This window comes from Bifidobacterium choloepi, from assembly GCF_010667615.1.
Lineage (GTDB): Bacteria > Actinomycetota > Actinomycetes > Actinomycetales > Bifidobacteriaceae > Bifidobacterium > Bifidobacterium choloepi.
Map to the genome: position 1 here is coordinate 14,355 of NZ_VYSG01000005.1, position 21,293 is coordinate 35,647.

The 21,293-nt window shown below is 66.0% G+C and carries 16 protein-coding genes; 12 read left to right on the plus strand and 4 right to left on the minus strand.

The window, feature by feature from the left end:
* Positions 1-116: 116 nt before the first annotated feature.
* On the minus strand, positions 117-1,217 hold the full coding sequence (trpS, locus tag F6S87_RS08195; protein ID WP_163228180.1) for a tryptophan--tRNA ligase: 1,101 nt from the start codon (positions 1,215-1,217) through the stop codon (positions 117-119).
* Positions 1,218-1,392: 175 nt separating this feature from the next.
* Between trpS and F6S87_RS08200 the strand changes: the two genes are divergently transcribed.
* Positions 1,393-1,848: a DUF3073 domain-containing protein gene (locus F6S87_RS08200; protein WP_163228181.1), complete on the plus strand. Its 456-nt coding sequence runs from the start codon at positions 1,393-1,395 to the stop codon at positions 1,846-1,848.
* Between the two features lie 344 nt (positions 1,849-2,192).
* Here F6S87_RS08200 and F6S87_RS08205 read toward each other — a convergent pair whose 3' ends face one another.
* Complete coding sequence (locus F6S87_RS08205) at positions 2,193-2,627, minus strand: sterol carrier family protein (RefSeq protein ID WP_163228182.1); 435 nt, start codon at positions 2,625-2,627, stop codon at positions 2,193-2,195.
* Positions 2,628-3,127: 500 nt separating this feature from the next.
* On the opposite strand from F6S87_RS08205, the gene F6S87_RS08210 reads away from it, so the two are divergent.
* Positions 3,128-5,581, plus strand: coding sequence for a glycogen/starch/alpha-glucan phosphorylase (locus tag F6S87_RS08210; RefSeq protein WP_163228183.1), 2,454 nt, complete (start codon positions 3,128-3,130; stop codon positions 5,579-5,581).
* A gap of 224 nt (positions 5,582-5,805) precedes the next feature.
* Here the strand turns inward: F6S87_RS08210 and F6S87_RS08215 are convergent, their stop codons facing one another.
* Positions 5,806-6,045, minus strand: coding sequence for a hypothetical protein (locus tag F6S87_RS08215; RefSeq protein ID WP_163228184.1), 240 nt, complete (start codon positions 6,043-6,045; stop codon positions 5,806-5,808).
* Between the two features lie 267 nt (positions 6,046-6,312).
* On the opposite strand from F6S87_RS08215, the gene F6S87_RS08220 reads away from it, so the two are divergent.
* Positions 6,313-7,161 carry a rhomboid family intramembrane serine protease gene (locus F6S87_RS08220; protein ID WP_163228185.1) on the plus strand — a complete coding sequence of 283 codons (849 nt, stop codon included), beginning with the start codon at positions 6,313-6,315 and terminating at the stop codon, positions 7,159-7,161.
* A gap of 518 nt (positions 7,162-7,679) precedes the next feature.
* Here F6S87_RS08220 and F6S87_RS08225 read toward each other — a convergent pair.
* On the minus strand, positions 7,680-8,327 hold the full coding sequence (locus F6S87_RS08225; protein ID WP_163228203.1) for an anthranilate synthase component II: 648 nt from the start codon (positions 8,325-8,327) through the stop codon (positions 7,680-7,682).
* A gap of 510 nt (positions 8,328-8,837) precedes the next feature.
* Between F6S87_RS08225 and F6S87_RS08230 the strand changes: the two genes are divergently transcribed.
* The 9 genes from F6S87_RS08230 to F6S87_RS08270 all read left to right on the plus strand — a co-directional run bounded on the left by F6S87_RS08230 (position 8,838) and on the right by F6S87_RS08270 (position 21,101).
* Positions 8,838-9,965, plus strand: a complete 1,128-nt coding sequence (locus F6S87_RS08230) for a class E sortase (protein WP_407925123.1) — start codon at positions 8,838-8,840, stop codon at positions 9,963-9,965.
* 351 nt (positions 9,966-10,316) lie between these two features.
* A complete protein-coding gene (locus tag F6S87_RS08235; protein WP_163228186.1) occupies positions 10,317-11,018 on the plus strand; it encodes an FhaA domain-containing protein in 702 nt (233 codons plus the stop codon).
* 39 nt (positions 11,019-11,057) lie between these two features.
* On the plus strand, positions 11,058-11,642 hold the full coding sequence (locus tag F6S87_RS08240) for an FHA domain-containing protein FhaB/FipA (RefSeq protein ID WP_163228187.1): 585 nt from the start codon (positions 11,058-11,060) through the stop codon (positions 11,640-11,642).
* Positions 11,643-11,824: 182 nt separating this feature from the next.
* Positions 11,825-13,528: a PP2C family protein-serine/threonine phosphatase gene (locus F6S87_RS08245; RefSeq protein WP_163228204.1), complete on the plus strand. Its 1,704-nt coding sequence runs from the start codon at positions 11,825-11,827 to the stop codon at positions 13,526-13,528.
* On the plus strand, positions 13,525-15,054 hold the full coding sequence (locus F6S87_RS08250) for an FtsW/RodA/SpoVE family cell cycle protein (protein ID WP_196779181.1): 1,530 nt from the start codon (positions 13,525-13,527) through the stop codon (positions 15,052-15,054). The genes F6S87_RS08245 and F6S87_RS08250 overlap by 4 nt, the downstream gene beginning before the upstream one ends.
* A complete protein-coding gene (locus F6S87_RS08255; protein ID WP_163228189.1) occupies positions 15,051-16,517 on the plus strand; it encodes a peptidoglycan D,D-transpeptidase FtsI family protein in 1,467 nt (488 codons plus the stop codon). The genes F6S87_RS08250 and F6S87_RS08255 overlap by 4 nt, the downstream gene beginning before the upstream one ends.
* Positions 16,514-17,611: a serine/threonine-protein kinase gene (locus F6S87_RS08260; protein ID WP_163228190.1), complete on the plus strand. Its 1,098-nt coding sequence runs from the start codon at positions 16,514-16,516 to the stop codon at positions 17,609-17,611. Before F6S87_RS08255 ends, F6S87_RS08260 begins: the two co-directional genes overlap by 4 nt.
* Complete coding sequence (gene pknB / locus F6S87_RS08265) at positions 17,604-19,691, plus strand: Stk1 family PASTA domain-containing Ser/Thr kinase (RefSeq protein WP_163228191.1); 2,088 nt, start codon at positions 17,604-17,606, stop codon at positions 19,689-19,691. Before F6S87_RS08260 ends, pknB begins: the two co-directional genes overlap by 8 nt.
* Before the next feature lie 9 nt (positions 19,692-19,700).
* The gene (locus F6S87_RS08270) at positions 19,701-21,101 is read left to right on the plus strand and encodes a class I SAM-dependent methyltransferase (protein WP_163228192.1); all 1,401 of its coding nucleotides are present in this window, start codon (positions 19,701-19,703) and stop codon (positions 21,099-21,101) included.
* Positions 21,102-21,293: the final 192 nt, after the last annotated feature.

Here is a 21,293-nt window from a genome sequence, read left to right on the forward strand (position 1 = left end):
CCGAGGGGTCGACTTACGGAACGCAACCACACGCGCTCCGTAAGTCGACCCCTCGCTTCGCGGCTACGCCGCTCAGCGATCCCCTTCCAGGGGATTTGCATTTGTGGCGCCGATGATCAGTACTTCATCCCCATCGCCTCGCGGACCTCGTCGAGGGTCTGGTTGGCGATCGCGTTGGCGCGGCGGTTGCCTTCGTGCAGGATGTCGCGCACGGTGTCCATGTCCTTGGCGAGCTCGGCGCGGCGTTCGCGGTGCGGGGCGAGGAACTCGTTGACCGACTCGGTCACGTACTTCTTCAGCGTGCCGGAGCCGCCGTTGCCGATCTCGGCGGCGATGTCGGCCGGATCTCGGCCGGTCACGAGGCCGGCGGTGGTCAGCAGCGCCGAGACTTCCGGACGGGCGACCGGATCGAACGTGATGAATCGTTCCGAATCCGTCTTTGACTTCTTGATCAGCTTCGCCGTCTCCTCGGCGGTGGCGCCGAGCATGATCGAGTTGCCATACGACTTGCTCATCTTGCGGCCGTCGAGGCCCGGGATCTCCGGCGCGTTCGACAGGATGGCGGCCGGCTCCGGGAACACCGGCGCGCCCTGCGCGTAGCGCTCGTTGAAGCGGCGCGCGATCGTGCGCGTGATCTCGACGTGCGGCAGGTTGTCCTTGCCGATCGGCACGACGTTGGCCTTGCAGAACAGGATGTCGCAGGCCTGGTGGACCGGGTAGGTGAGCAGCAGGCCGGTCAGCGCGTGGCCGGACGCCTCCATTTCGGACTTGACGGTCGGGTTGCGGTGCAGCTCGGCTTCGGTGACGAGCGACAGGAACGGCAGCATCAGCTGGTTTTCGGCCGGCACGGCGGAGTGCGTGAAGATCATCGTCTTCTCCGGGTCGATGCCCGCGGCCAGGTAGTCGAGCACGAGGTTGAGCACGTTGTCCTCGATGTGCTCGGTCGTGTCACGGTCGGTGATGACCTGGTAGTCGGCGATGATGATGTTCGTGTTGACGCCGCGGTCCTGCATCGCCACGCGCTCGCGGATGGAGCCGAAGAAGTGGCCGAGGTGCAGCCGGCCGGTCGGGCGGTCGCCGGTCAGCATCGTGAACTTCGACGGGTCGGCCTCGAGCGCCGCCATCGTCGCGTCGCTGCGCTTCTGCGCCGCCAGGAAACTCGCGCTCATCTCGTTGCCGGCAGCGGTCACGCGCTGCGCTTCGGTTTCGTCGGTCATGATTGTCCTTCCGGCTTGCGGTTCGGTCGGGAGAATCGTTCCAATTCGGCACGATTCGCCCGTTTGCTGTCCTATAGCGAAAATCGTAGAAATCTGAGCAGACATCGAAACGATTCGGAACAAGTGGTACTCTCTTAGATGATGAATCGAATGTCATAGCAATGCAGGGGGTCAGATGGGCCGCGGACGTCAGAAAGCCAAGCAGCAGAAAATCGCCAGAAAGCTCAAGTACCTGACCACTGACACGGATTATGACGAGCTCGCGAAGGAACTCGGCGCCCAGGAACCCGGCTCCGGATCGTTCGACCCGTTCTCCGACATCGAATCCAAGTACGCCGACGCCGACTACGCCGCCGAGGAAACCGGGGAGAGCGTCACCGAGAGCGAACAGGGCTACGGCGACGACCTCGACGAATACGCGAAGTGGGCCGCCGAGGCGGCCGCCAAGGCCAGCGACACCGGCGAGATGCCGGCCGCCGGATCCGCTTCCGGTGCCGCCGGCTCCGCAGCCGGCACGGACGCTTCCGGCGAGGCCGACGGCGCCTCGGGTGACGCCGACACGGCTTCCCGTCCCGTTCCCAAGCCCCACAAGCCCATCCCGATGCCAGTGCCGGGCCAGTGGAAGCACTGATATCGGTGCAATAAACGACAAGACGCATGAGCCGGTCACCATATGGTGGCCGGTTTTGTCATTTCCGACACGCTGCAAGCGCCGTAGCGTGAGGCTGATGCCACTGTGACGCCATCATTGGCAAATGATTCACGCAACGAAGTCCCAAGCGTGAGGCGGGTGCCACCGTGAGATCAATATTGTCAGTACGCGCACGCAACGAAGTCATTGGCGTGGGACGGTTGCCACCGTGAGATCAATATTGTCAGTACGCGCACGCAACGAAGTCATTGGCGTGGGACGGTTGCCAATGTCGGGGGTGTCTTGGCAGGTGACTCACGCAACGATGTTGCCATCGGGCGCCATCACGCCCGAGATGGGCTGATCAGCGGCAACAGTGATGACAGGTCGTCGCGTTCGCCGACGGCGGCGATGCGGCCGGCGTCCCGTTCCTCGTTCCAGTTCGTGATGCCGGTGGCGACGCGCAGCCAGACGGCCGGGTCGAGCTCGATGACGTCCGGGGGAGTGAGGTTGTGCGGGTCGCTGGCCGGGCCGTCGAGGATCTTGACGGCGGCGAACGGCGCCACGCGCACCTCGACACCCGGCCCCGGCGCGCGCTTCTGCAGCATATATAAGGAGTAGCGCACCGCCATCGCCATGTCGCGGCGCGGCAGCTTCGGCGCGATAGCCAGGCGGTGTTCCCGTCGCGGGTCCTGATGGGCGGCCTCGATCGCCTGTTCCCTCCACTGGAAAAATGCGGCTTCTCCCGCCGGAATGTCCTGTTCCCTGATCACTGCCATGTGTGCCATTGTACGGCGACGATGCGCGGCGGCGGCCATGCGCGGTGACCATGACAAGGGACCAGGCGTGGCCACGTTGTTCGGCGGATCACGGTCCGGTGTGGGGCCGTTGCGGCAGTCGGGCGACGGTTGACCGGCAACGCGGCGGCCGTCTCAGCGTTGGAATGAAAGTCTTGGCAAGCATGGCGCCAGTTGGGTAGAATCATGCCTCAACGACGCCGGAAAGGGTCGCACGAGGAGGTGGACGAACTGCGCAAGCGAACCATGCAATCATGTCGTCAAGCCATGCATCGGCTGACAATCCGGTTGGCATGTCCGCAAGAAATGATTACGTTTGCAACCTTGCGGGAGTTTGGGCCTCTTCGTTATGTTACGATTATCTCTGAGAACGTATGCACTATCTTCACATGCGCAAAAGAGATTCTGCTGGTACGCAAAGGGGCTTCCTCCTCTTCTCGTCACCCGTTCCCAGATTGCTCACTATCCAAGGGAGTTAGGTTATGACCGAAATGACCGCACCGAAGTCCCCGATTTCCTCGAAGGACTTTGCCGATGAGGTTCGCGAACAACTCAAGTACACTCAGGGCGTGACCCCTGAACAGGCCACGGCCGCCGACGTTTACGTTGCTGCGTCGACCGCTGTCCGCCGCCACCTGATGGATTCCTGGATGAAGACCCAGCAGGACATGGTCAACGGCAACACGAAGGCCGTCGGCTACCTGTCCGCAGAATTCCTGATGGGCCGCCAGCTGCGCAATGCGCTGCTCAACGCCGGCCTGACCGAACAGTTCAACGAGGCCGTCAAGGAACTCGGCTTCGATCCGCAGGACGTCGTCGACGCCGAATACGAGCCGGGCCTCGGCAACGGCGGCCTGGGCCGTCTCGCCGCCTGCTTCATCGATTCGCTCGCGTCGCTGGGCGTGCCGGCCTTCGGCTACGGCATCCAGTACAAGTACGGCATCTTCCGCCAGGAGTTCGACGAGGAAGGCCGCCAGGTCGAGCACCCGGATTACTGGCTCGCCAACGAGGACCCGTGGGGCCATGTCGACTACGGCCGCGACCAGAAGGTCTCCTTCGGCGGCAAGGTCGTCGAGGAAGACGGCAAGCGCGTCTGGCAGCCGGACTGGTCCGTCCGTGCCATCCCGGTCGACTACATGGTTCCGGGCTACGAGTCCGGCCGCGTCAACACGCTGCGCCTGTGGCAGGCCCGCTCCTATGACGAGTTCGACCTCCTCGCCTTCAACAAGTCCGAGTACATGGAGGCCGTCGAGCCGCAGGTCAAGGCCGAGAACATCTCGAAGATCCTGTACCCGGAGGATTCCACCCAGGTCGGCAAGGAACTGCGCCTCGAGCAGCAGTACTTCTTCACCTGCGCCTCCATCCACGACGCCATCCGCGTCTTCTACCCGGGCGAGGACAAGCCGGACCTGACGACGTTCCCGGACAAGATCACGTTCCAGCTCAACGACACCCACCCGGTCATCGGCATCCCGGAGCTCATGCGCGTCCTGATCGACGAGTACGGCTACGACTGGGATACCGCCTGGACGATCACGAACAAGACGTTCAACTACACCTGCCACACGCTGCTGCCGGAAGCGCTGGAAGTCTGGCCGGCCGACCTCATCGGCAAGCTGCTGCCGCGCCACCTCGAGATCATCGAGAAGATCAACGACCAGTTCATGGCCGAGCTCAAGACGCTCACCAAGGACGAGGCCAAGATCGAGCGCATGCGCATCGTCACCGGCGGCGACAAGCCGGCTGTCCGCATGGCCTACCTGGCCACCTACGCGGGCTCGCACGTCAACGGCGTCGCCGAGCTGCACTCGCAGCTGCTCAAGGACGTCACGCTGCGCGACTTCTCGGACCTGTACGATTCGAAGTTCACGAACGTGACCAACGGCGTCACTCCGCGTCGCTTCGTCAAGCTTGCCAATCCGGGCCTGTCCGACCTCATCACCGAGGGCCTCGGCACCGACAAGTGGCTCGAGGACCTCGACCTGCTCGAGGGCCTGGTCCCGCTGGCGCAGGACGACGAGTTCGTCAAGAAGTTCGCCGAAGTCAAGCACCAGAACAAGGTCAGCTTCTCGAACTTCGCGAAGAAGGAATACGGCTACGACGTCGACCCGAACACGATGTTCAACACGATGATCAAGCGCCTGCACGAGTACAAGCGCCAGTCGCTGAAGATCCTCGAGGTCATCGCCCAGTACGCCGACATCAAGTCCGGCAAGGTCAAGATCGAGGACGTCACGCCGCGCACGATCATCTTCGGCGCGAAGTCGGCCCCGGGCTACTACATGGCCAAGCTGACGATCCAGCTGATCAACAACGTCGCCCGCGTCATCAACAACGACCCGGACATCAAGGGCAAGCTGAACATCATCTTCCCGGTCAACTACAACATCCGCGTGGCCCAGAACCTCATCCCGGCCACCGAGCTCGACGAGCAGATCTCGCAGGCCGGCAAGGAGGCCTCGGGCACGTCGAACATGAAGTTCGCGCTCAACGGCGCCCTGACGGTTGGCACCCTCGACGGTGCCAACGTCGAGATCCGCGCCCGCGTCGGCGCCGACAACTTCTTCTTGTTCGGCATGACCGTCGACGAGGTCGAGGCGATGTACGCCAACGGCTACAACCCGGCGAAGTACTACGAGTCCGATCCGCGCCTGAAGGCCGCGATCGACATGGTGGCCGGCGGCACGTTCTCGAACGGCGACCGCAACACCTACGCGCCGCTCGTCTCCGACTGGCTGACCAAGGACTGGTTCATGACGCTGGCCGACTTCACGGCCTACCACGACATCCAGTCGCAGATCGAGACGCTGTACGCCGACCAGCTCGAGTGGAACCGCAAGGCCCTGCTCAACACGGCCAACTCCGGCTACTTCAGCTCCGACCGCTCCATCGAGGACTACCTCGAGCGCGTCTGGATGACCGGCCCGCTCAAGTGAGTCGAGACGGTCGTCTCGCCCTGGCCGGATGAATCGTTCGAAACAGCGAACGATTCATCCGGCCGGACGGCCGACTGGACATGAGAAGTCCCGCTTTCCCCGAACATTCGGGAAAGCGGGACTTCCTGCGTTTGTCTTCTGGATGTCACAAACCTGAGCGACGACAAAACGAACGGGCCCCGCGTGCGTGACGCGGGGCCCGTTCGACGCTTGCGAGAAGCGACTCAGGCTTCCTTGGCCGCGGCCGGAGCGGCATCGGCCGGCTTGGCGTCGTCCTCGGCGTCCTCGTCCTTGTCCTTCGACAGGCTGAGGTCGACCGGCGACGAGCTGTTCTCCCACGGCTCCTCCCACGGATCATAATCCGGGTTCTGCTGCTTGTAGATGTACAGGCCGACCACGCCGGCCAGCAGTGCGCCGAAGAGCAGCGCGAAGAACTTCCAACCGTTAGAAGACTTGTTCTTCATGACGGCTCCTTTCCGTGTATTGTGAGCGGCTGCTTCGGTTCCCCGAAGAGTCCTGCCTTCCATCATAAAGCCATTTTTCGCGCCTTCGGACAGGATTGTGCCGATAGCAAGCCAACAGCCAGCATTTTCCCGGTTTTCCGCGGCCGCCGCGCGCCCGGCTACCGGACAGCGGCCGGCGGACTGTCGTGGGAATCGTGCCGTCCGTCGTCCAATTCGGCACGATTCCGCCGTCTCCTGAAGCCGGCTGCCGGCTGGTACCGTTGCAGTATGGCAAGTTTCAGTCTGTTTCCCGATTCGCCGCGGCTGTCGCAGGTGTTCTCGCGGCGGCGGTTCCGCGTGCGGTGGCGCAACAACGATCCCGTCCTGACCGAGCTGATCATCGTCGTCTGCGTCGTCGTCTGGATTCTCGAGATGCTGTTCCGTTTCACGTGGCGCACCGGCTACGCGGCGCTGCTCGATTTCGGCATGTTCCAGCCGGCGACGGCGCTGTGGCACCCGTGGACGTTCGTCACGTCGATGTTCCTGCATTCGCCGTCGTCGCTGTGGCACATCCTGTTCAACATGCTGACGCTGTGGGCGATCGGGCCGTTCCTGGAACGACTGATGGGCCACTGGCCGTACCTTATTCTCTACGTGCTGTCCGGCATCGGCGGCAACGTCGGCATGATGGCGTGGGCGGCGTTCGGCTCGTCGGCCGGCAGCGGCAGCGGCACCGTCGCGTCGGTGCTCGGGCTGACCGGCACCGAATGGTACAGCGCCTGCTACGGCGCGTCCGGCGCGCTGTTCGGCCTGTTCGCCGCCATGCTCGTCGTGTACAGGAAGGTCGGCGAGGACCTGCGCTCGGCACTTGTCTGGATGATCATCAACTTCCTGATGCCGGTCGTCATCCCGAACATCGCGTGGCAGGCGCACGTCTTCGGCTTCCTCGTCGGCGGCATCCTGACCATGCTGCTGATCTATGGTCCGATTCGCGCGCTGAGAATCCGGCCCCTGCTGCTTCGCTCGGTCATCTACGGCATTGTCATGCTGCTGATACTTGTCGTGATCGTCGTCCTGTGCAACACCGTCAACCCGCTCCTCGCGCTGTCCTCGGTGATCACGATCCCGAGCGCGTAAGTTGTCCGGGCGGCGGGGCGGTCTTCTTGCTCGCCCCGAAAATAATCCCCTGGAAGGGGATCGGCGAGGCGTAGCCGAGCCGAGGGGTCGACTTGCGAAACGCAAGTGGTGACGTTCCGTAAGTCGACCCCTCGCTTCGCGGCTACGCCGCTCAGCGATCCCCTTCCAGGGGATTATTTTTGGGCGTTTTCGAATTACATCGGTGTAGTTTTCCACCGTCTGTGGAAAATGGTGTGGAAAAGCTGGGGAAAGGCGTTGGATAACCGTGAAAGTTTTCCACACAGTTTCCCACAAAACCGCTATTTCCTTGAGTTTCCAAGCGCAGTGCATGTGGAAAACTGGTTTTCCACAGCCGGTTTCGGCGGCAAAACGGACCACTAGACCTAGGGTTTTCCACCGGATCGGCGCCTATATAGGGTTTCAATCTTGAAGAAATTGTCAGCAAAACCTGAACGTCCGCTGAACGTCGGGGGAAATGTGGATAACTGGCCGGCCATGGGGGAAGAATCGTCGCCGCGCTACGCGTCGAGCTTCGGCTGCAGGCCACGGCTCTTCTCGACGGCGTTGTCCTGACCGCAGACGGCGAGCCAGTTCGCGAGCAGGCGGTAGCCGTCCTGCGTCATCACCGACTCCGGATGGAACTGCACGGCGTACAGCGGCAGCTCGCGGTGACGGATCGCCTGGATGATCCGGTCGCCGTCGGCCGTCCACGCCGTCACCTCGAGGTCGTCCGGCACCGAGCCGGGCTCGACGGCGAGCGAATGGTAGCGCGTCGCCGTCATCGGGTTGGCGACGCCGGCGAAGATCTCGTCGTCGACATGCTCGACCGGACTCGTCTTGCCGTGCATGATCGTCGGCGCGTGGCCGACCGTGCAGCCATACACTTCCGCCAGCGCCTGCATGCCGAGGCAGACGCCGAACATCGGCTTCTTCTCGGCGGCGCAGCGCCGGATGACATCCTCGGAGACGCCGGAATCGGCCGGCGCGCCCGGGCCGGGGGAGATCAGCACGCCGTCGTACTCGTCGAGCAGCCCGTCGGCGGCCGGATCGAGCGCGTCGTTGCGCACGACGTCGACGCTCGCGCCGAGTGTCTTGAGATAGCCGACAATCGTGTAGACAAACGAATCGTAGTTGTCGATTACGAGAATCCGTGCCGAGTCAGTCATCATGCCCGCTTTCCGTCAAGCTTCCGTTGCGTCGCCGTGAACGATTCCCTCGTTCACGCCTGTGTCCCAGTCTACGGTCCCGGTCCCTCCCGTTCGGCCAACTGCCCACTCTCCGTGCATTCTCCGGTGCCCTGCCACCTGCACGTGGCGCCAGACGGTGAGGGGTTATGGAGGCAGGGGCGGGGTGGGCGAGCGGGCGCAAGCCCGTGGTCAGGAGTGGAACAATGCGGGCTTGTGGAGGCCGGAGGATGGAGGACAGGTCCAGGCCCGTGCCGTGACAGTTGGCACGGCGCCTTGTGGACGCATGGCGAATTGTCGCGGGAATCGTTCGGCATTGCAGGCGACGGTGCGGTAACGTGGGAGGACTACGGAAACGGGGTGGCGATGGGGACACAGGGAAACTTGGCGGCGACGCGACGCCGACGGCGCAGGCGGGGAGTGGCGGCGGCGACGCTGCTGGCCGAGCTGCTGATCACGTTCGCCGGCGTCTGCGGACTCTATCTCGGCTGGATGGAGTGGTGGACCGGCGTCGAGTCGGAGCATGCGCAGCTCGCGCAGCGCGCCGACAGCGGTTGGGCGACGACGGTCGATGACGGCGCCGACGGCACCGTCTCGATCGCCGAGCCGCAGGATGGCGACCCGCCCGTCCAGCCGACGTCGGCCGACGTCGGCGAGCTGATGGGCGTCGTCTACATCCCGCGATTCGGCGACGGCTGGAACCGCAACCTCGTGCAGGGTACCGAGCTCGCGCAGCTCGACCTCGCCGGCCTTGGCCACTACGTCAACACGCAGATGCCCGGCGCCCTCGGCAACGTCGCGATCGCCGGCCACCGCAACGGCTACGGCCAGCCGCTCGGCGACATCGACAAGCTGCAGGCCGGCGACGCGATCGTCATCCGCACGCAGGACTACTGGTACGTCTACGAGTACACGAGCTACCGGATCGTGACCGCCGACGACACTTCGGTCATCGTCGACAATCCGGAGGACCCCGGTGCCGCGCCGACGAAACGGATGATCACGCTGACGACCTGCGAGCCGAAATACTCGACGCCGACGCACCGCTGGATTGCGTACGGCGAGCTGAAATACTGGGCGAAGGTTGCCGACGGCATTCCCGCCGAGCTCGCCGACACGACCGCCGGCGGCGACGTCGTCTTCGCGGCCGCATCCAGCTCGCCAAACGTGTTCGTCAGCATCGGCTCGATGACGCCGTTCTTCGTCGCGCTGCTGGTCGCCTATTGCGTGCTGTTCCTGCTCGCCGCCGCCATCTGGCGCTGGCCGGCACTGCGCGCCGTCAGGGCATGGAAACTCGGCATGAACGATTCGTCCGGTTCGGTCGCCGCCACGGCCATGGCCGGCGGCGGTACCGGAAGCGGCGGTGCATCCGGAAGTGGCGGCCGCGCCGAAGGCAACCGGCGCCGGCGACGCGGCCGGCCCGTCAAGCCGAAGGAACCCGGCTACGGCTTCTACTCGTGGCTGCTGCGCCACCAGCCCGGCCCGGCTCCGGTGCGCTGGCTCCTCGTGATCCTGCTGCTGCTTGCCGCCAGCGCCGCCGTCATGCAATGGCTCTGCCCCTGGGCCTCCAGCACGATCCCGTTCCTGCGCGCGATGAGCAACTACACCGTCGCCTCCTGAGGTTCCCGGCCGGTTCCGCCCTCATCCGCGCCGCTCCGTCCTCCGTCGTGCTCCTGCATGTCGCCAGCCCGGGCTCGTGACATGCAGGAGCACGACGGAGGACGGACTGTTTGCCGCATTATGCGGAGCTGTTCGGAGCACCACGTATAAATAAGAGAAATGATATATGGATGGGCGCCGGGGAATTGAACCGCCGGAGCCAGGTTCACAGCTTCCACGCGTACGATGCGATGTTGCACAATGCCGGCACGGTCCGGTACAGTAATGGCTTTTGTGCAAAGAGCCGCCCGGCGAATTGGCATGGTTTGTTCGGGAGCGTAGGATGGAACAAGCATTCAGAAAGGGACTACAATGAGCGTTCTTGACCGTTTCGAGAAGAGCGTCGAAGGCGCGGTGAACGGTGTTTTTGCGAAGTTTGGCTCCAAGGACCTCCAGCCGGTCGACCTGTCGAGCGCGCTCGAGCGCGAGATCGACGCCGAGGCGATGCCGGTCGGCCGCGACCGAACGGTGGCGCCGAACGAGTACCGGTTCAAGCTGAGCACCGCCGACTTCGACCGCATCGACCAGTGGGGTTCCGAGGCGCTGGCCAACGAGCTCGCCGACAACCTCACGCAGTACGCGAAGAGCCAGCACTACGCGTTCGTCGGCCCTGTCGTCGTCATCTTCGAGGAGGATCTTGACCTGACGAAGGGCAACTTCAAGCTCACCAGCGAGTCCGTGCAGGGCAACGCCGTCCCGGTGACGACGGACGCCCAGACGCAGGACTGCCCGATGCTCGAGGTCAACAACAGCCAGTACCTGCTGACGAAGGACAAGACAATCATCGGTCGCGGCTCCGGCTGCGACATCGTCATCGACGACCCGGGCATCTCCCGCAAGCACCTCGAGATCGACATCACCGAGAACGGCGTCGTCGCCCGCGATCTCGGCTCGACGAACGGCACCTATGTCGAGGGCCATCAGGTCCCGGCCGCCACGCTGCTCGACGGCAACACGATCACGATCGGCCGCACCCGCATCCTGTACTGGGCCTCCTCGCAGGACCAGGAATAAGGAAGGGCCAGCCCGCCCCCGACCACGCACTCCTAGCCTATGATTACCGAACTGACTTTCACGGCGCTGAAATACGGATTCCTCATCCTGTTGTGGGTATTCGTATGGCTCACCGTACGCTCCCTGTACCGGGACGTCGAGGTGTTCAGCCCGCACAAATCGCGCGCACGCCGCCGCAAGGACCGCCAAGCTCGCAAGACCGCCCAGTCCCCGGCCCCGAGCGCCCGTCCCGCGCGTGCCAGCAAGATGCCGCCGACCGGAGACATGCCCTCCGCGCCGGCGCCCGTGCGTGCCGCCGCGAAAGCCAACGCCGCCACGGCTCCCGGCGGACCGTCGCTGCTCGTCATCATCGACGGGCCGCTCGCCGGCACGTCGGTGCCGCTCAACGACGGCGCCTCGATCACGCTCGGCCGCGCGGCATCCAACACCGTCGTGCTCGACGACGAGTTCGTCTCGTCGCACCACGCACGCGTCTACCGTGACCCGGCCAGCCAGTCCTGGGCCATCGAGGACCTGAACAGTACCAACGGCACTATCGTGAACCAGCAGCGGATCAGCGCGCCGACGATGCTCGCGCCCCGCATTCCCGTTCGGATTGGCGCCACCACCTTCGAACTGAGGTGACCATGGCTCCATTGTCGAACGATTCCTCCCGCATACCGCTTCCGCCGACGTTCGGCGCCGCGCCGATCATGACGGCCGACGCCGGAGCCGGCTCCGGCTCGGCTTCCGACGCCGGCCTGCCGACGGCGAAGCTTGCCCAGCCGGGCCGCTCCGCGCAGCCGGCCCAGTCGGCCCCGCTCTACATGTACTCGACGACGGTCTCCGACGTCGGCACCGTGCGCTCGAACAACCAGGACTCGTCGTTCGCCGGCGAGCACCTCGTCGCCGTCTGCGACGGCATGGGCGGCCATGCCGGCGGCGACACGGCGTCGACAATCGCCGTGCGCTCGCTCGCCCACATCGAGACGGCCGACGCCGACGGCGACGTCGCGCACGAGGCGCAGATCATGGAGACGTCGGTCATGGCGGCCCACGACGCGATCGTCGGCAAGGCCAAGCGCGAACGCAAGCTCGCCGGCATGGGCACCACCATCACGGCGATGTCGCTCGTCTCCGGCTACTGGGTCATCGCCCACATCGGCGATTCGCGCGCCTACCTGCTGCGCAACGGCCACCTGCAGCACCTGACGACCGACCACAGCTACGTCCAGCACCTCATCGACACGAAGCGCATCTCCGAGTCGGAGGCGCGCAACCATCCGCAACGCAACGTCGTCATGCGCGTGCTCGGCGACTTCGACATCGACGCGCACCCCGACATCGCCGTGCGCAAGGCCGCGCCGGGCGACCGGCTGCTGCTGTGCTCGGACGGCCTGTGCGGCGTGCTCAAGGACCAGACGATCCAGGAGACGATGCTCGCCCACTCGAATCCGGAGGAGTGCGCGCAGACGCTCGTCGGCATGGCGCTCAAGGCCGGATCGACCGACAACGTCACGGCCGTCATCGCCGACGCGACGCTGGCGCTCAACGCCGGCAAGTTCGACCTGCCGCACCAGACGCCGCTGATCGGCGGCGCGGCCAGCCAGAACATGGCGGCCATCGCCGACATCATCCACGAGCCGGTCGCCAGCGCGCCGGCGCTCGTCAACGGCAAGGATTCGCCGGCCCAGCGGGCCGCCGCGCTCGCGCAGGGCGTCGCCGCCGGAGCGGCCGCCGCGGCCGCCGCCAGCGGCGCGCACAAGGCCTCGAAGGGCGGATCGTCCGACAATTCGCCGGCGCACGCCAAGGCGGCCCAGAACGCCGCCCACGCCGCGCAACCGTCCGCCGACGCCGTCACGCAGCAGATCGCCGTGCCGAGCGACGTGCGTGAGAAGAACGGCGAGCGTCCCGACCTCGACACCGGCGAGATTCCGGTCGTCCAGAAGAATGACGGCCGCTTCTCCGCCGACCCGAACGATCCGGAGGTCGCCAAGGCCATCCACAAGGAGCAGCTGGAAGAGAAGAAGGCCGTCCGCTCGCGCAAATTTCGCAACCGCGTCATTGGAACTGTGGTTACCCTGGTTCTGATCGCCGCCGTCGCCGTCGGCGGCTGGCTCGCGTACATGTGGAGCCAGACGCAGTACTACATCGGCAACGACAACGGCACCGTCGCGATCTACCAGGGCGTGCCCACGAACATCTTCGGCCTCGAGCTGTCGCACGTCGCCGCGAAGACCGACATCAAGACCGACGAGCTGCCCGAGCAGTGGCAGGACCGCATCGAGGCCGGCATCACGTTCGACAACTACGAGGACGCCGTCGAGCACGTCGACCTGATCAAGGACCAGTGGCAGGAGCTGCAGGACAAGAAGGCGAAGGAATCGACGGAATTGAAGTCGCCGAGCAGCTCGGCAAGTTCCAGCAGTTCGGCCAGTTCAAGCAGTTCGGCGAGTTCCGGCGGCTCGGCCAGCAGTTCGGGCGATTCGTCCTCCTCGCCGTCCGCGACCACGCAAGGCGGTGCCGACTGATGGCCAGGCAAATCCGCTACCTGTTCCTGCTGCTGCTTGCCGTGGGCATCGGCGCGCTGGGCTTTTTCCAGATGTTCGAGCGCACCGCCACGCCGCCGACCGGCACGATGACGTGGCTGCTGATCGCGGCCGCCGTCATGTTCCTCGTCAGCTGGGCCCTCGTCACGAAGTTCCAGCCCTACGCCAACCAGGCCGTCTGCATCTGCGCGTTCATGCTCACCGCGCTCGGCGTGCTGATGATCGCGCGCATCGACCGCGAGAACGACACGGCCGTCGCCGAACGGCAGCTCATGTGGCTGCTGCTCGCGCTCGTCGGCTTCGACCTGCTCGTCGTGTTCATGCGCGACTACCGCGTGCTCAAGCGCTTCTCGTACGTCAGCATGGTCATCGGCCTCGTGCTGCTGCTGAGCCCGATGGTGCCCGGCCTGGGCCGCGAGGCGAACGGCTCGCGCATCTGGATCGGCATCGGCCCGTATTCGCTGCAGCCGAGCGAGTTCGCCAAGCTGTTTCTCGCGTTCTTCTTCGCCGGCTACCTGTTCAGCCACCGCGACCAGCTGTCGGTCGGCGGCAAGAAGGTGCTCGGCCTGCGCCTGCCGCGCCTCAAGGACCTCGGCCCGATCATCGTCGTCTGGGTGGCCGCGATGGGCGTGCTGATCCTGCAGAAGGACCTCGGCACGTCGCTGATGTTCTTCGCGATGTTCGTCGCGATGCTGTACGTCGCGACCGACCGCCCGAGCTGGCTCGTCATCGGCGGCCTCGCGTTCGCCGTCGGCTGCGTCGTCGCCGCGAAGGTCTTCGCGCACGTCGGCTACCGCGTCGACGCGTGGCTGCACCCGTTCGACTCGGCGATCTACGGCCGCGCGTACGGCAGCTCGTACCAGCTCGTCACCGGCATCTTCGGCCTCGCCAACGGCGGCCTGACCGGCACCGGCCTCGGCAACGGCTACCCGGCGATCACGCCGCTGGCCAACTCGGACTTCATCTTCTCGTCGATCGGCGAGGAACTCGGCCTGGCCGGCGTCTTCGTCGTGCTCGTGCTGTACCTGCTCATCGTCGCGATCGGACTGCTCGCGTCGATGAAGATCAAGGACGGCTTCGGCAAGCTGCTCGCCAGCGGCCTCGCGTTCACGATGGCGTTCCAGGTCTTCACCGTCGTCGGCGGCATCACGCTCGTCATCCCGCTGACCGGCCTGACGCTGCCGTTCATGGCGGCCGGCGGCTCGTCGCTCGTCGCGAACTACCTGCTCGTCGCGCTGCTCGTCGTCGTCTCGAACGCCGCGAACAAGCCGGAAGCCGACATCTCGAGCGACACGTTCCAGATGGAAGCGGTCGCCGCGCTGCAGGAAAAGAACCGCCAGCGCGCCGCCGCCGTGCGCCAGCCGCGCTCGGTCGTGTCGGCAGGCACCGAAGAGAACGGGGAGAATCGTTCCGGTAATCCGGACGATTCGCACGATGCTTCCGACGGCGAGCTGACCGACATCCTGCCGCCGACGACTGGCTGGCCGACCACGGGAGGTGCCCGTTGAACCGCAACCTGCGACAGATCTTCACGGCCGTCATCGTGCTGTTCGTCGTGCTCGGCATCGCGGCGTCGCTGATCATGGTCGTCAACGCGAACAAGCTCGACAACGACTCGCGGAACGTGCGCGCGCTGTACGAGCAGTACGATTCGCCGCGCGGATCGATCCTCGCCTCCGACGGCACCGTCATCGCGAAGTCCGACCCGTCCGACGACTCGTTCCAGTACCAGCGGTCCTATTCCAGCGGCGACCTGTACGCCGCCGTCACCGGCTACTTCTCGGTGACCAGCAACGCCGACCGCGGCATCGAGGCGAGCCGCAACAGCCTGCTGACCGGCGATTCCGACTCGATGTTCTGGCAGCGGCTCAAGGCGATGCTGACCGGCACCGACAACGAGGGCGCGACGATCGAGACGTCGATCGACCCGAAGATCCAGCAGGCCGCCTACGACGCGCTCGGCGACAACGACGGCGCGGCCGTCGCGATCGAGCCGAGCACCGGCCGCATCCTCGCGATGGTGAGCACGCCGAGCTACGACCCGAACACGCTGGCCAGCCACGACACGACGGCTGCGAACGCGGCCTACTCGGCGCTCGCCAGCGACTCGTCGAACCCGATGCTCAACCGCGCGATCTCGCAGCTGTACCCGCCGGGGTCCACGTTCAAGACCGTCGTCATGGCGACGGCGCTCGAGTCCGGCAAGTACGACCTCGACACGCAGATCCCGGCCGGCGCGAGCTACACGCTGCCCGGCACGGCGACGTCGCTGACGAACGCGTCGACCGGCGGCAACGGCACCGACGGCACGATCTCGCTCGAGGACGCGCTCGCGTACTCGTCGAACACGGCGTTCGCGCAGCTCGGCGTGGCGCTCGGCGACGACGCGATCTCCGACATGGCGCAGAAGCTCGGCTTCGACAAGACGATCACCGTCGACGGCACCGACGCGACCGGCACGCCGATGACGGCCGTCGCCTCGTCGTTCCCGACCGACGTGACGGCCGACAAGCTGGCCCTCGCCTCGATCGGCCAGGGCGACACGCTCGAGACGCCGCTGCAGAACGCGATGATCGCCGCGGCGATCGCGAACGACGGCAAGCTGATGCAGCCGACGCTCGTCGACCGCGTCCGGTACGCCGACCTGTCCGTCATGCCGGACACGACGCCGACCGTCATGAGCCAGCCGTTCAGCGCCGACACCGCGAACAAGATCACGACGGCGATGGAGTCCGTCGTGACGAAGGAGAACCAGAACCTCGAGATCGACGGCGTCAACGTGGCCGCGAAGACCGGCACCGCCCAGATCGGCGAGAACAACGAATCGATCGACGGATGGGTCATCGGCTTCGCCCCGGCCGAAGATCCGGTCATCGCCGTGGCGGTGGTCGTCCACAACGTCGATCTGTACGGCTCGTTTGCCGCGGGCCCGATCATGAAGGCAATGATGGAGGAGGCGCTCAGCGAATGAAACTCATCGAAGGCCAGCTCATTCACCGCCGATACCGGCTGGATTCGCGCCTGGCACAGGGCGGCATGGGGGAAGTCTGGAAAGGCTACGACATCCAGCTTGGCCGGCCCGTCGCGATCAAGGCGCTGCGGACCGACACGACGAACCAGGAGTCCAAGCTCCGCCGACTGCGCGCCGAGGCCCGCAATTCCGCCAACCTCGCGCACCCCAACATCGCCGCGCTGTTCGAGTACTACGAGCACGACGGCATCGGCTTCATCATCATGGAGTACGTGCCGAGCAAGTCGCTCGCCGACCTGTTCCACGAGCTCGACGGGCCGATGCCGGCCATCGACCTGCTGCCCATCCTGACCCAGACGGCGCGCGGCCTGTTCGTCGCGCATTCGCACGGCATCATCCACCGCGACGTCAAGCCGGCCAACATCATGGTGTCCGACAACGGCGAGGTCAAGATCACCGACTTCGGCGTCTCCTACTCGACGAACCAGGAACAGATCACGCAGGACGGCATGGTCGTCGGCACGGCCCAGTACATCTCGCCGGAGCAGGCGCAGGGCCAGCAGGCCACGCCGCAGTCCGACATCTACTCGCTGGGCGTCGTGGCCTATGAAGGACTCTGCGGCCATCGCCCGTTCACCGGCGCCACGCCCGTCGACATCGCCGCGGCCCACGTCAACAACCCGGTACCGCCGCTGCCGGACACCGTCGACGTGCAGCTGTCGCAGTTCGTCATGTCGATGCTCGCGAAGGATCCGCTCGACCGGCCGAAGGACGCGCTGACGGTCGCGAGGATCTTCACGAGGATCGAGCGCCGCCTGCTCGACCAGCAGGCCGCCCGCGCCGAGCAGCCGACGATGGCGTATGGCCGGCGCGTGCCGCGCCGCGTGGCCAGCGCCCCGCACCACGATCCGCTGACGCATTCGGCCAACGGCTACCGCTTCGTCGACCCGTCGCTCGACCCCGACTACGGCGTCCCCGACACCGGCGAGCACGCCGCCTACCAGCTCCACGACTATCGCGACGTCCACGGCACGATGCCGTCGCAAGCCCGATCCGACCGCCCTTCGGGGGAAACGGAGGAATCACATGAGTAGCCAGATGCCCGCGACCCTCGACGGTGGGCGCTACCAGCTCGGCCAGCTTGTCGGCCGCGGCGGCATGGCCGAGGTCCATGTCGCCCTCGACACCCGCCTCGGACGCACCGTCGCGATCAAGATGATGCGCGCCGACTTCGCGAACGACGAGATCTTCCTGACGCGTTTCCGCCGCGAGGCCCACTCGGTCGCGCAGATGAACAACCCGAACATCGTCAACATCTACGATTCGGGCGAGGAGACGATCGCGCTCGACAACGGCCAGACCGAACGCATCCCGTACCTCGTCATGGAGTACGTCAAGGGCCAGACGCTGCGCGACATCATCAAGGCCAACGGCCCGCTGTCGCAGCGCGACACCGAACACGTGATGATCGGCCTGCTGTCGGCGCTCGAGTACTCGCACCGCATGGGCATCATCCACCGCGACATCAAGCCCGGCAACATCATGATTTCCGAGCAGGGCGTCGTCAAGGTCATGGACTTCGGCATCGCCCGCGCGCTCGACGACTCGGCGACGACGATGACGCAGTCGCAGGGCGTCGTCGGCACGGCCCAGTACCTGTCCCCGGAACAGGCGCGCGGCGAGACCGTCGACATGCGCTCCGACCTGTACTCGGCCGGCTGCGTGCTCTACGAGATGCTGACCGGCCGCGCCCCGTTCACCGGCGACTCGGCCGTCGCGATCGCCTACCAGCACGTCTCGGAAGTGGCCACGCCGCCGTCCGCGATCGTGCCCGGCCTGCCGGCCATGTGGGACTCGATCTGCGCCAAGGCGATGGCCAAGGACCGGCAGAATCGTTACTCCACGGCGACGCAGTTCAAGAACGACATCCTGACGTTCATGAGCGGCGGCCAGCCGGTCGCCGCGGCCGTCAACCCGCTGACCGACCTGACGGCGACGAAGGCCGCCACGACGGTGATGACGCCGACCGCCGGCGAGGCCGGCTCGACGACGACGCAGTTCAACCCGGCGACCGGACAGTTCGAGCAGGTGCCCGCCGCCGAGACGACGAACACCGGCACGCGGCTGGCCGCGCGCAAGGAAGCCGAGGCGAAGAAGCGCAAGAAGCGGATCGTCGTGACCGTCATCGTCGTCTGCGTGCTGCTCGTCGCCGGCATCGTCGGCGGCTGGCTGTGGTGGAACTCGCAGCGCGACACCGTGACGATGGTGACGGTGCCGACGTTCAACTCGACGACGACCGAAGACCGCGCGAAGCAGCAGCTCGAGGCCCTCGGCCTCAACATCAAGGTCGAGGAGGACACCGACTCGGCGCTCGCGAAGGGCACGTTCACGAAGCAGTCGCCGGCCGGCGGCACGTCGGTCGCGCAGGGCTCGACCGTCACCGTCTGGTTCTCGGCCGGCCCGGCCTCCGTCTCGGTGCCGGACGTCTCCGGCTACTCGCAGGACGAGGCGCGCACGACGCTCGAGAACGCCGGCTTCACCGTCTCGACGGCTGTGCAGAGCGAGGACTCCGCGACGATCCCGAAGGATGACGTCACCCGCACCGACCCGGCCGCCGGCACGACCGTCGACAAGGGCTCGACGATCAAGCTGTACGTCTCGACCGGCATGACGACGGTTCCGAGCAACCTCGTCGGCATGAGCCAGGACGACGCAATCACGGCGATCAAGAACGCCGGCCTGACCTCGTCGATCGAATCGGAATACTCGGATAGCGTCGCCGCCGGCAACGTCATCAGCGTCTCGCCGTCCGCCGGCACGACGGTCTCGCAGGGCGACCTCGTCACCGTCACCGTCTCGCTCGGCCCCGAGCAGGTCACCATCCCGACGATCCCGAGCGGCACGACGCTCGCCTCCGCCAAGCAGATCCTCGAGGCCTCCGGCTTCGCGGTCTCCGTCAGCGGTCCGAGCGACGACGACGCCGTCGTGACGAACGTCTCCCCGGCCGCCGGCACGACCGTCGACAAGGGCTCCACCGTCACGCTGACGACGCAGGCCGCCTCCTCCGGCGACGAATCGTCCTCGTCGTCCTCGTCCTCCTCCTCGGAATCCCCGTCCTCCTCGCATTCGAGCTCCTCGTCCTCCTCGAGTTCGAGCAGCAAGAAGAAGGACTGACCAGCCGTCATGCAGCCTTCCCCGGAAACGCTCGCGTTCGTCGAGGCGCACGCGGGCGAGGATGTTCGCCAGCTGGCGCTGGCGGCCGGCGGCCGCAAGACGCCGGCGGGCGTCGACCTGCCGTTCGCACTCGACCAGATCGCCGGCCGCCAGGCCGCGCGCCGCAAGCTGCCGTCGTGGGCCGCCGCGCCCGGCATCCTCTACCCGCCGCACCTCGCGATGGAACAGTGCTCGTCGGAGCGCACCGCCGCCGCGAAGCTCGCGTTCCTGCGCTCGCTGTTCCCGACTTCGAACGATTCGTCCGGCATGTTCGCCGGCACGCTCGTCGACCTGACCGGCGGATTCGGCGTCGACTTCTCGACATTGGCGCGCGGGTTCCGGCATGCCGTCTACGTCGAGCGGCAGGAACAGCTGTGCGAACTCGTGCGGCACAATGTCCATGCGCTCGGGCTCGATGACGGACGAATCGTCACCATGGTCAACGGCGACGGCACCGGCTACCTGACGGCCGAGCTGACCGCCGCCGATCCCGTCGATGTCATCTATGTCGATCCGGCGCGGCGCGACGGCCACGGTGGCCGCACGTACGCGATCGCCGACTGCACGCCGGACGTGCTCGCGCTCGCGCCGGCGCTGGTGAGCCGCGGGCGGATCGTCATGATCAAGCTGTCGCCGATGCTCGACGTCGACAAGACCGTCGCCGACTTCGAGGCCGCCGGCGCGCACGTCGCCGCCGTCCTGCTCATCGCCAGCGACGGCGACTGCAAGGAGCTGACCGTCGTGCTGCAGGGAAGCAGCGGCCACGATTCGTCCGTGCCGGCTGGATCCCCGGCCGGGCCGGCGACCGACCCTGCCCGCCTGGTCTGCATCGACGACGACTCGACCGTCGAGTTCGCGATGGGGGAGCGGCACGGGACTGCCGTGGACGGGGCCGGTGCCGTAGCAATCGCGGACGGCGCGGCCTGCCAGCCGCATGCCGCGGCCGGCCAGGGCGGGATCGCCGCCGTTCCGCTGACGGAGGCGACGCACCTGTTCGAGCCGAATCCGGCCGTCATGAAGGCCGGATGCTGGCGGGCCGTGGAGGAGCGGTTCGGCGTCGCGCAGGTCGGGCCGAATTCGCACCTGTTCACGGCGGACCACGATGTGCCGGACTTCCCGGGAAGACGATTCGAGATCGTGCGGGAAGGATCGTTCAACAAGAAGGAGATCCGCCGCGTGCTCGACGGCGTGACGAAGGCGAACGTCGCCGTGCGCAACTTCCCGATGCCGGTCGCCGCGCTGCGAAAGAAACTCAAGCTCAAGGACGGCGGCGCCGACTACCTCTTCGCGACGACCGCCGCTACCGTCGACGCTTCCGGCCGCCCCGGCAAGCCCGAGCACGTCCTGCTGCTGTGCCGGAAGGCCCAATAAACAATCCCCCGGAAGGGGATCGGCGTGACGATCACCGAGACGATCACCGAGACGCGGGCATCCTGAACACAACAATCCCCTGGAAGGGGATCAGCGAGGCCAGGCCGAGCCGAAGGGTCGACTTGCGGAACGCAACTGGCTGGTGTGCAAGTCGGCCCTTCGCTTCGCGGCCATGCCGCCCAGCGATTCCCT

Excerpts from the sequence above, each read along its gene's own strand:
- trpS (WP_163228180.1), bottom strand. The coding sequence starts at position 1,217 with ATGACCGACGAAACCGAAGCGCAGCGCGTGACCGCTGCCGGCAACGAG.
- F6S87_RS08200 (WP_163228181.1), top strand. The coding sequence starts at position 1,393 with ATGGGCCGCGGACGTCAGAAAGCCAAGCAGCAGAAAATCGCCAGAAAG.
- F6S87_RS08205 (WP_163228182.1), bottom strand. The coding sequence starts at position 2,627 with ATGGCAGTGATCAGGGAACAGGACATTCCGGCGGGAGAAGCCGCATTT.
- F6S87_RS08210 (WP_163228183.1), top strand. The coding sequence starts at position 3,128 with ATGACCGAAATGACCGCACCGAAGTCCCCGATTTCCTCGAAGGACTTT.
- F6S87_RS08215 (WP_163228184.1), bottom strand. The coding sequence starts at position 6,045 with ATGAAGAACAAGTCTTCTAACGGTTGGAAGTTCTTCGCGCTGCTCTTC.
- F6S87_RS08220 (WP_163228185.1), top strand. The coding sequence starts at position 6,313 with ATGGCAAGTTTCAGTCTGTTTCCCGATTCGCCGCGGCTGTCGCAGGTG.
- F6S87_RS08225 (WP_163228203.1), bottom strand. The coding sequence starts at position 8,327 with ATGACTGACTCGGCACGGATTCTCGTAATCGACAACTACGATTCGTTT.
- F6S87_RS08230 (WP_407925123.1), top strand. The coding sequence starts at position 8,838 with ATGGAGTGGTGGACCGGCGTCGAGTCGGAGCATGCGCAGCTCGCGCAG.
- F6S87_RS08235 (WP_163228186.1), top strand. The coding sequence starts at position 10,317 with ATGAGCGTTCTTGACCGTTTCGAGAAGAGCGTCGAAGGCGCGGTGAAC.
- F6S87_RS08240 (WP_163228187.1), top strand. The coding sequence starts at position 11,058 with ATGATTACCGAACTGACTTTCACGGCGCTGAAATACGGATTCCTCATC.
- F6S87_RS08245 (WP_163228204.1), top strand. The coding sequence starts at position 11,825 with ATGTACTCGACGACGGTCTCCGACGTCGGCACCGTGCGCTCGAACAAC.
- F6S87_RS08260 (WP_163228190.1), top strand. The coding sequence starts at position 16,514 with ATGAAACTCATCGAAGGCCAGCTCATTCACCGCCGATACCGGCTGGAT.
- pknB (WP_163228191.1), top strand. The coding sequence starts at position 17,604 with ATGAGTAGCCAGATGCCCGCGACCCTCGACGGTGGGCGCTACCAGCTC.
- F6S87_RS08270 (WP_163228192.1), top strand. The coding sequence starts at position 19,701 with ATGCAGCCTTCCCCGGAAACGCTCGCGTTCGTCGAGGCGCACGCGGGC.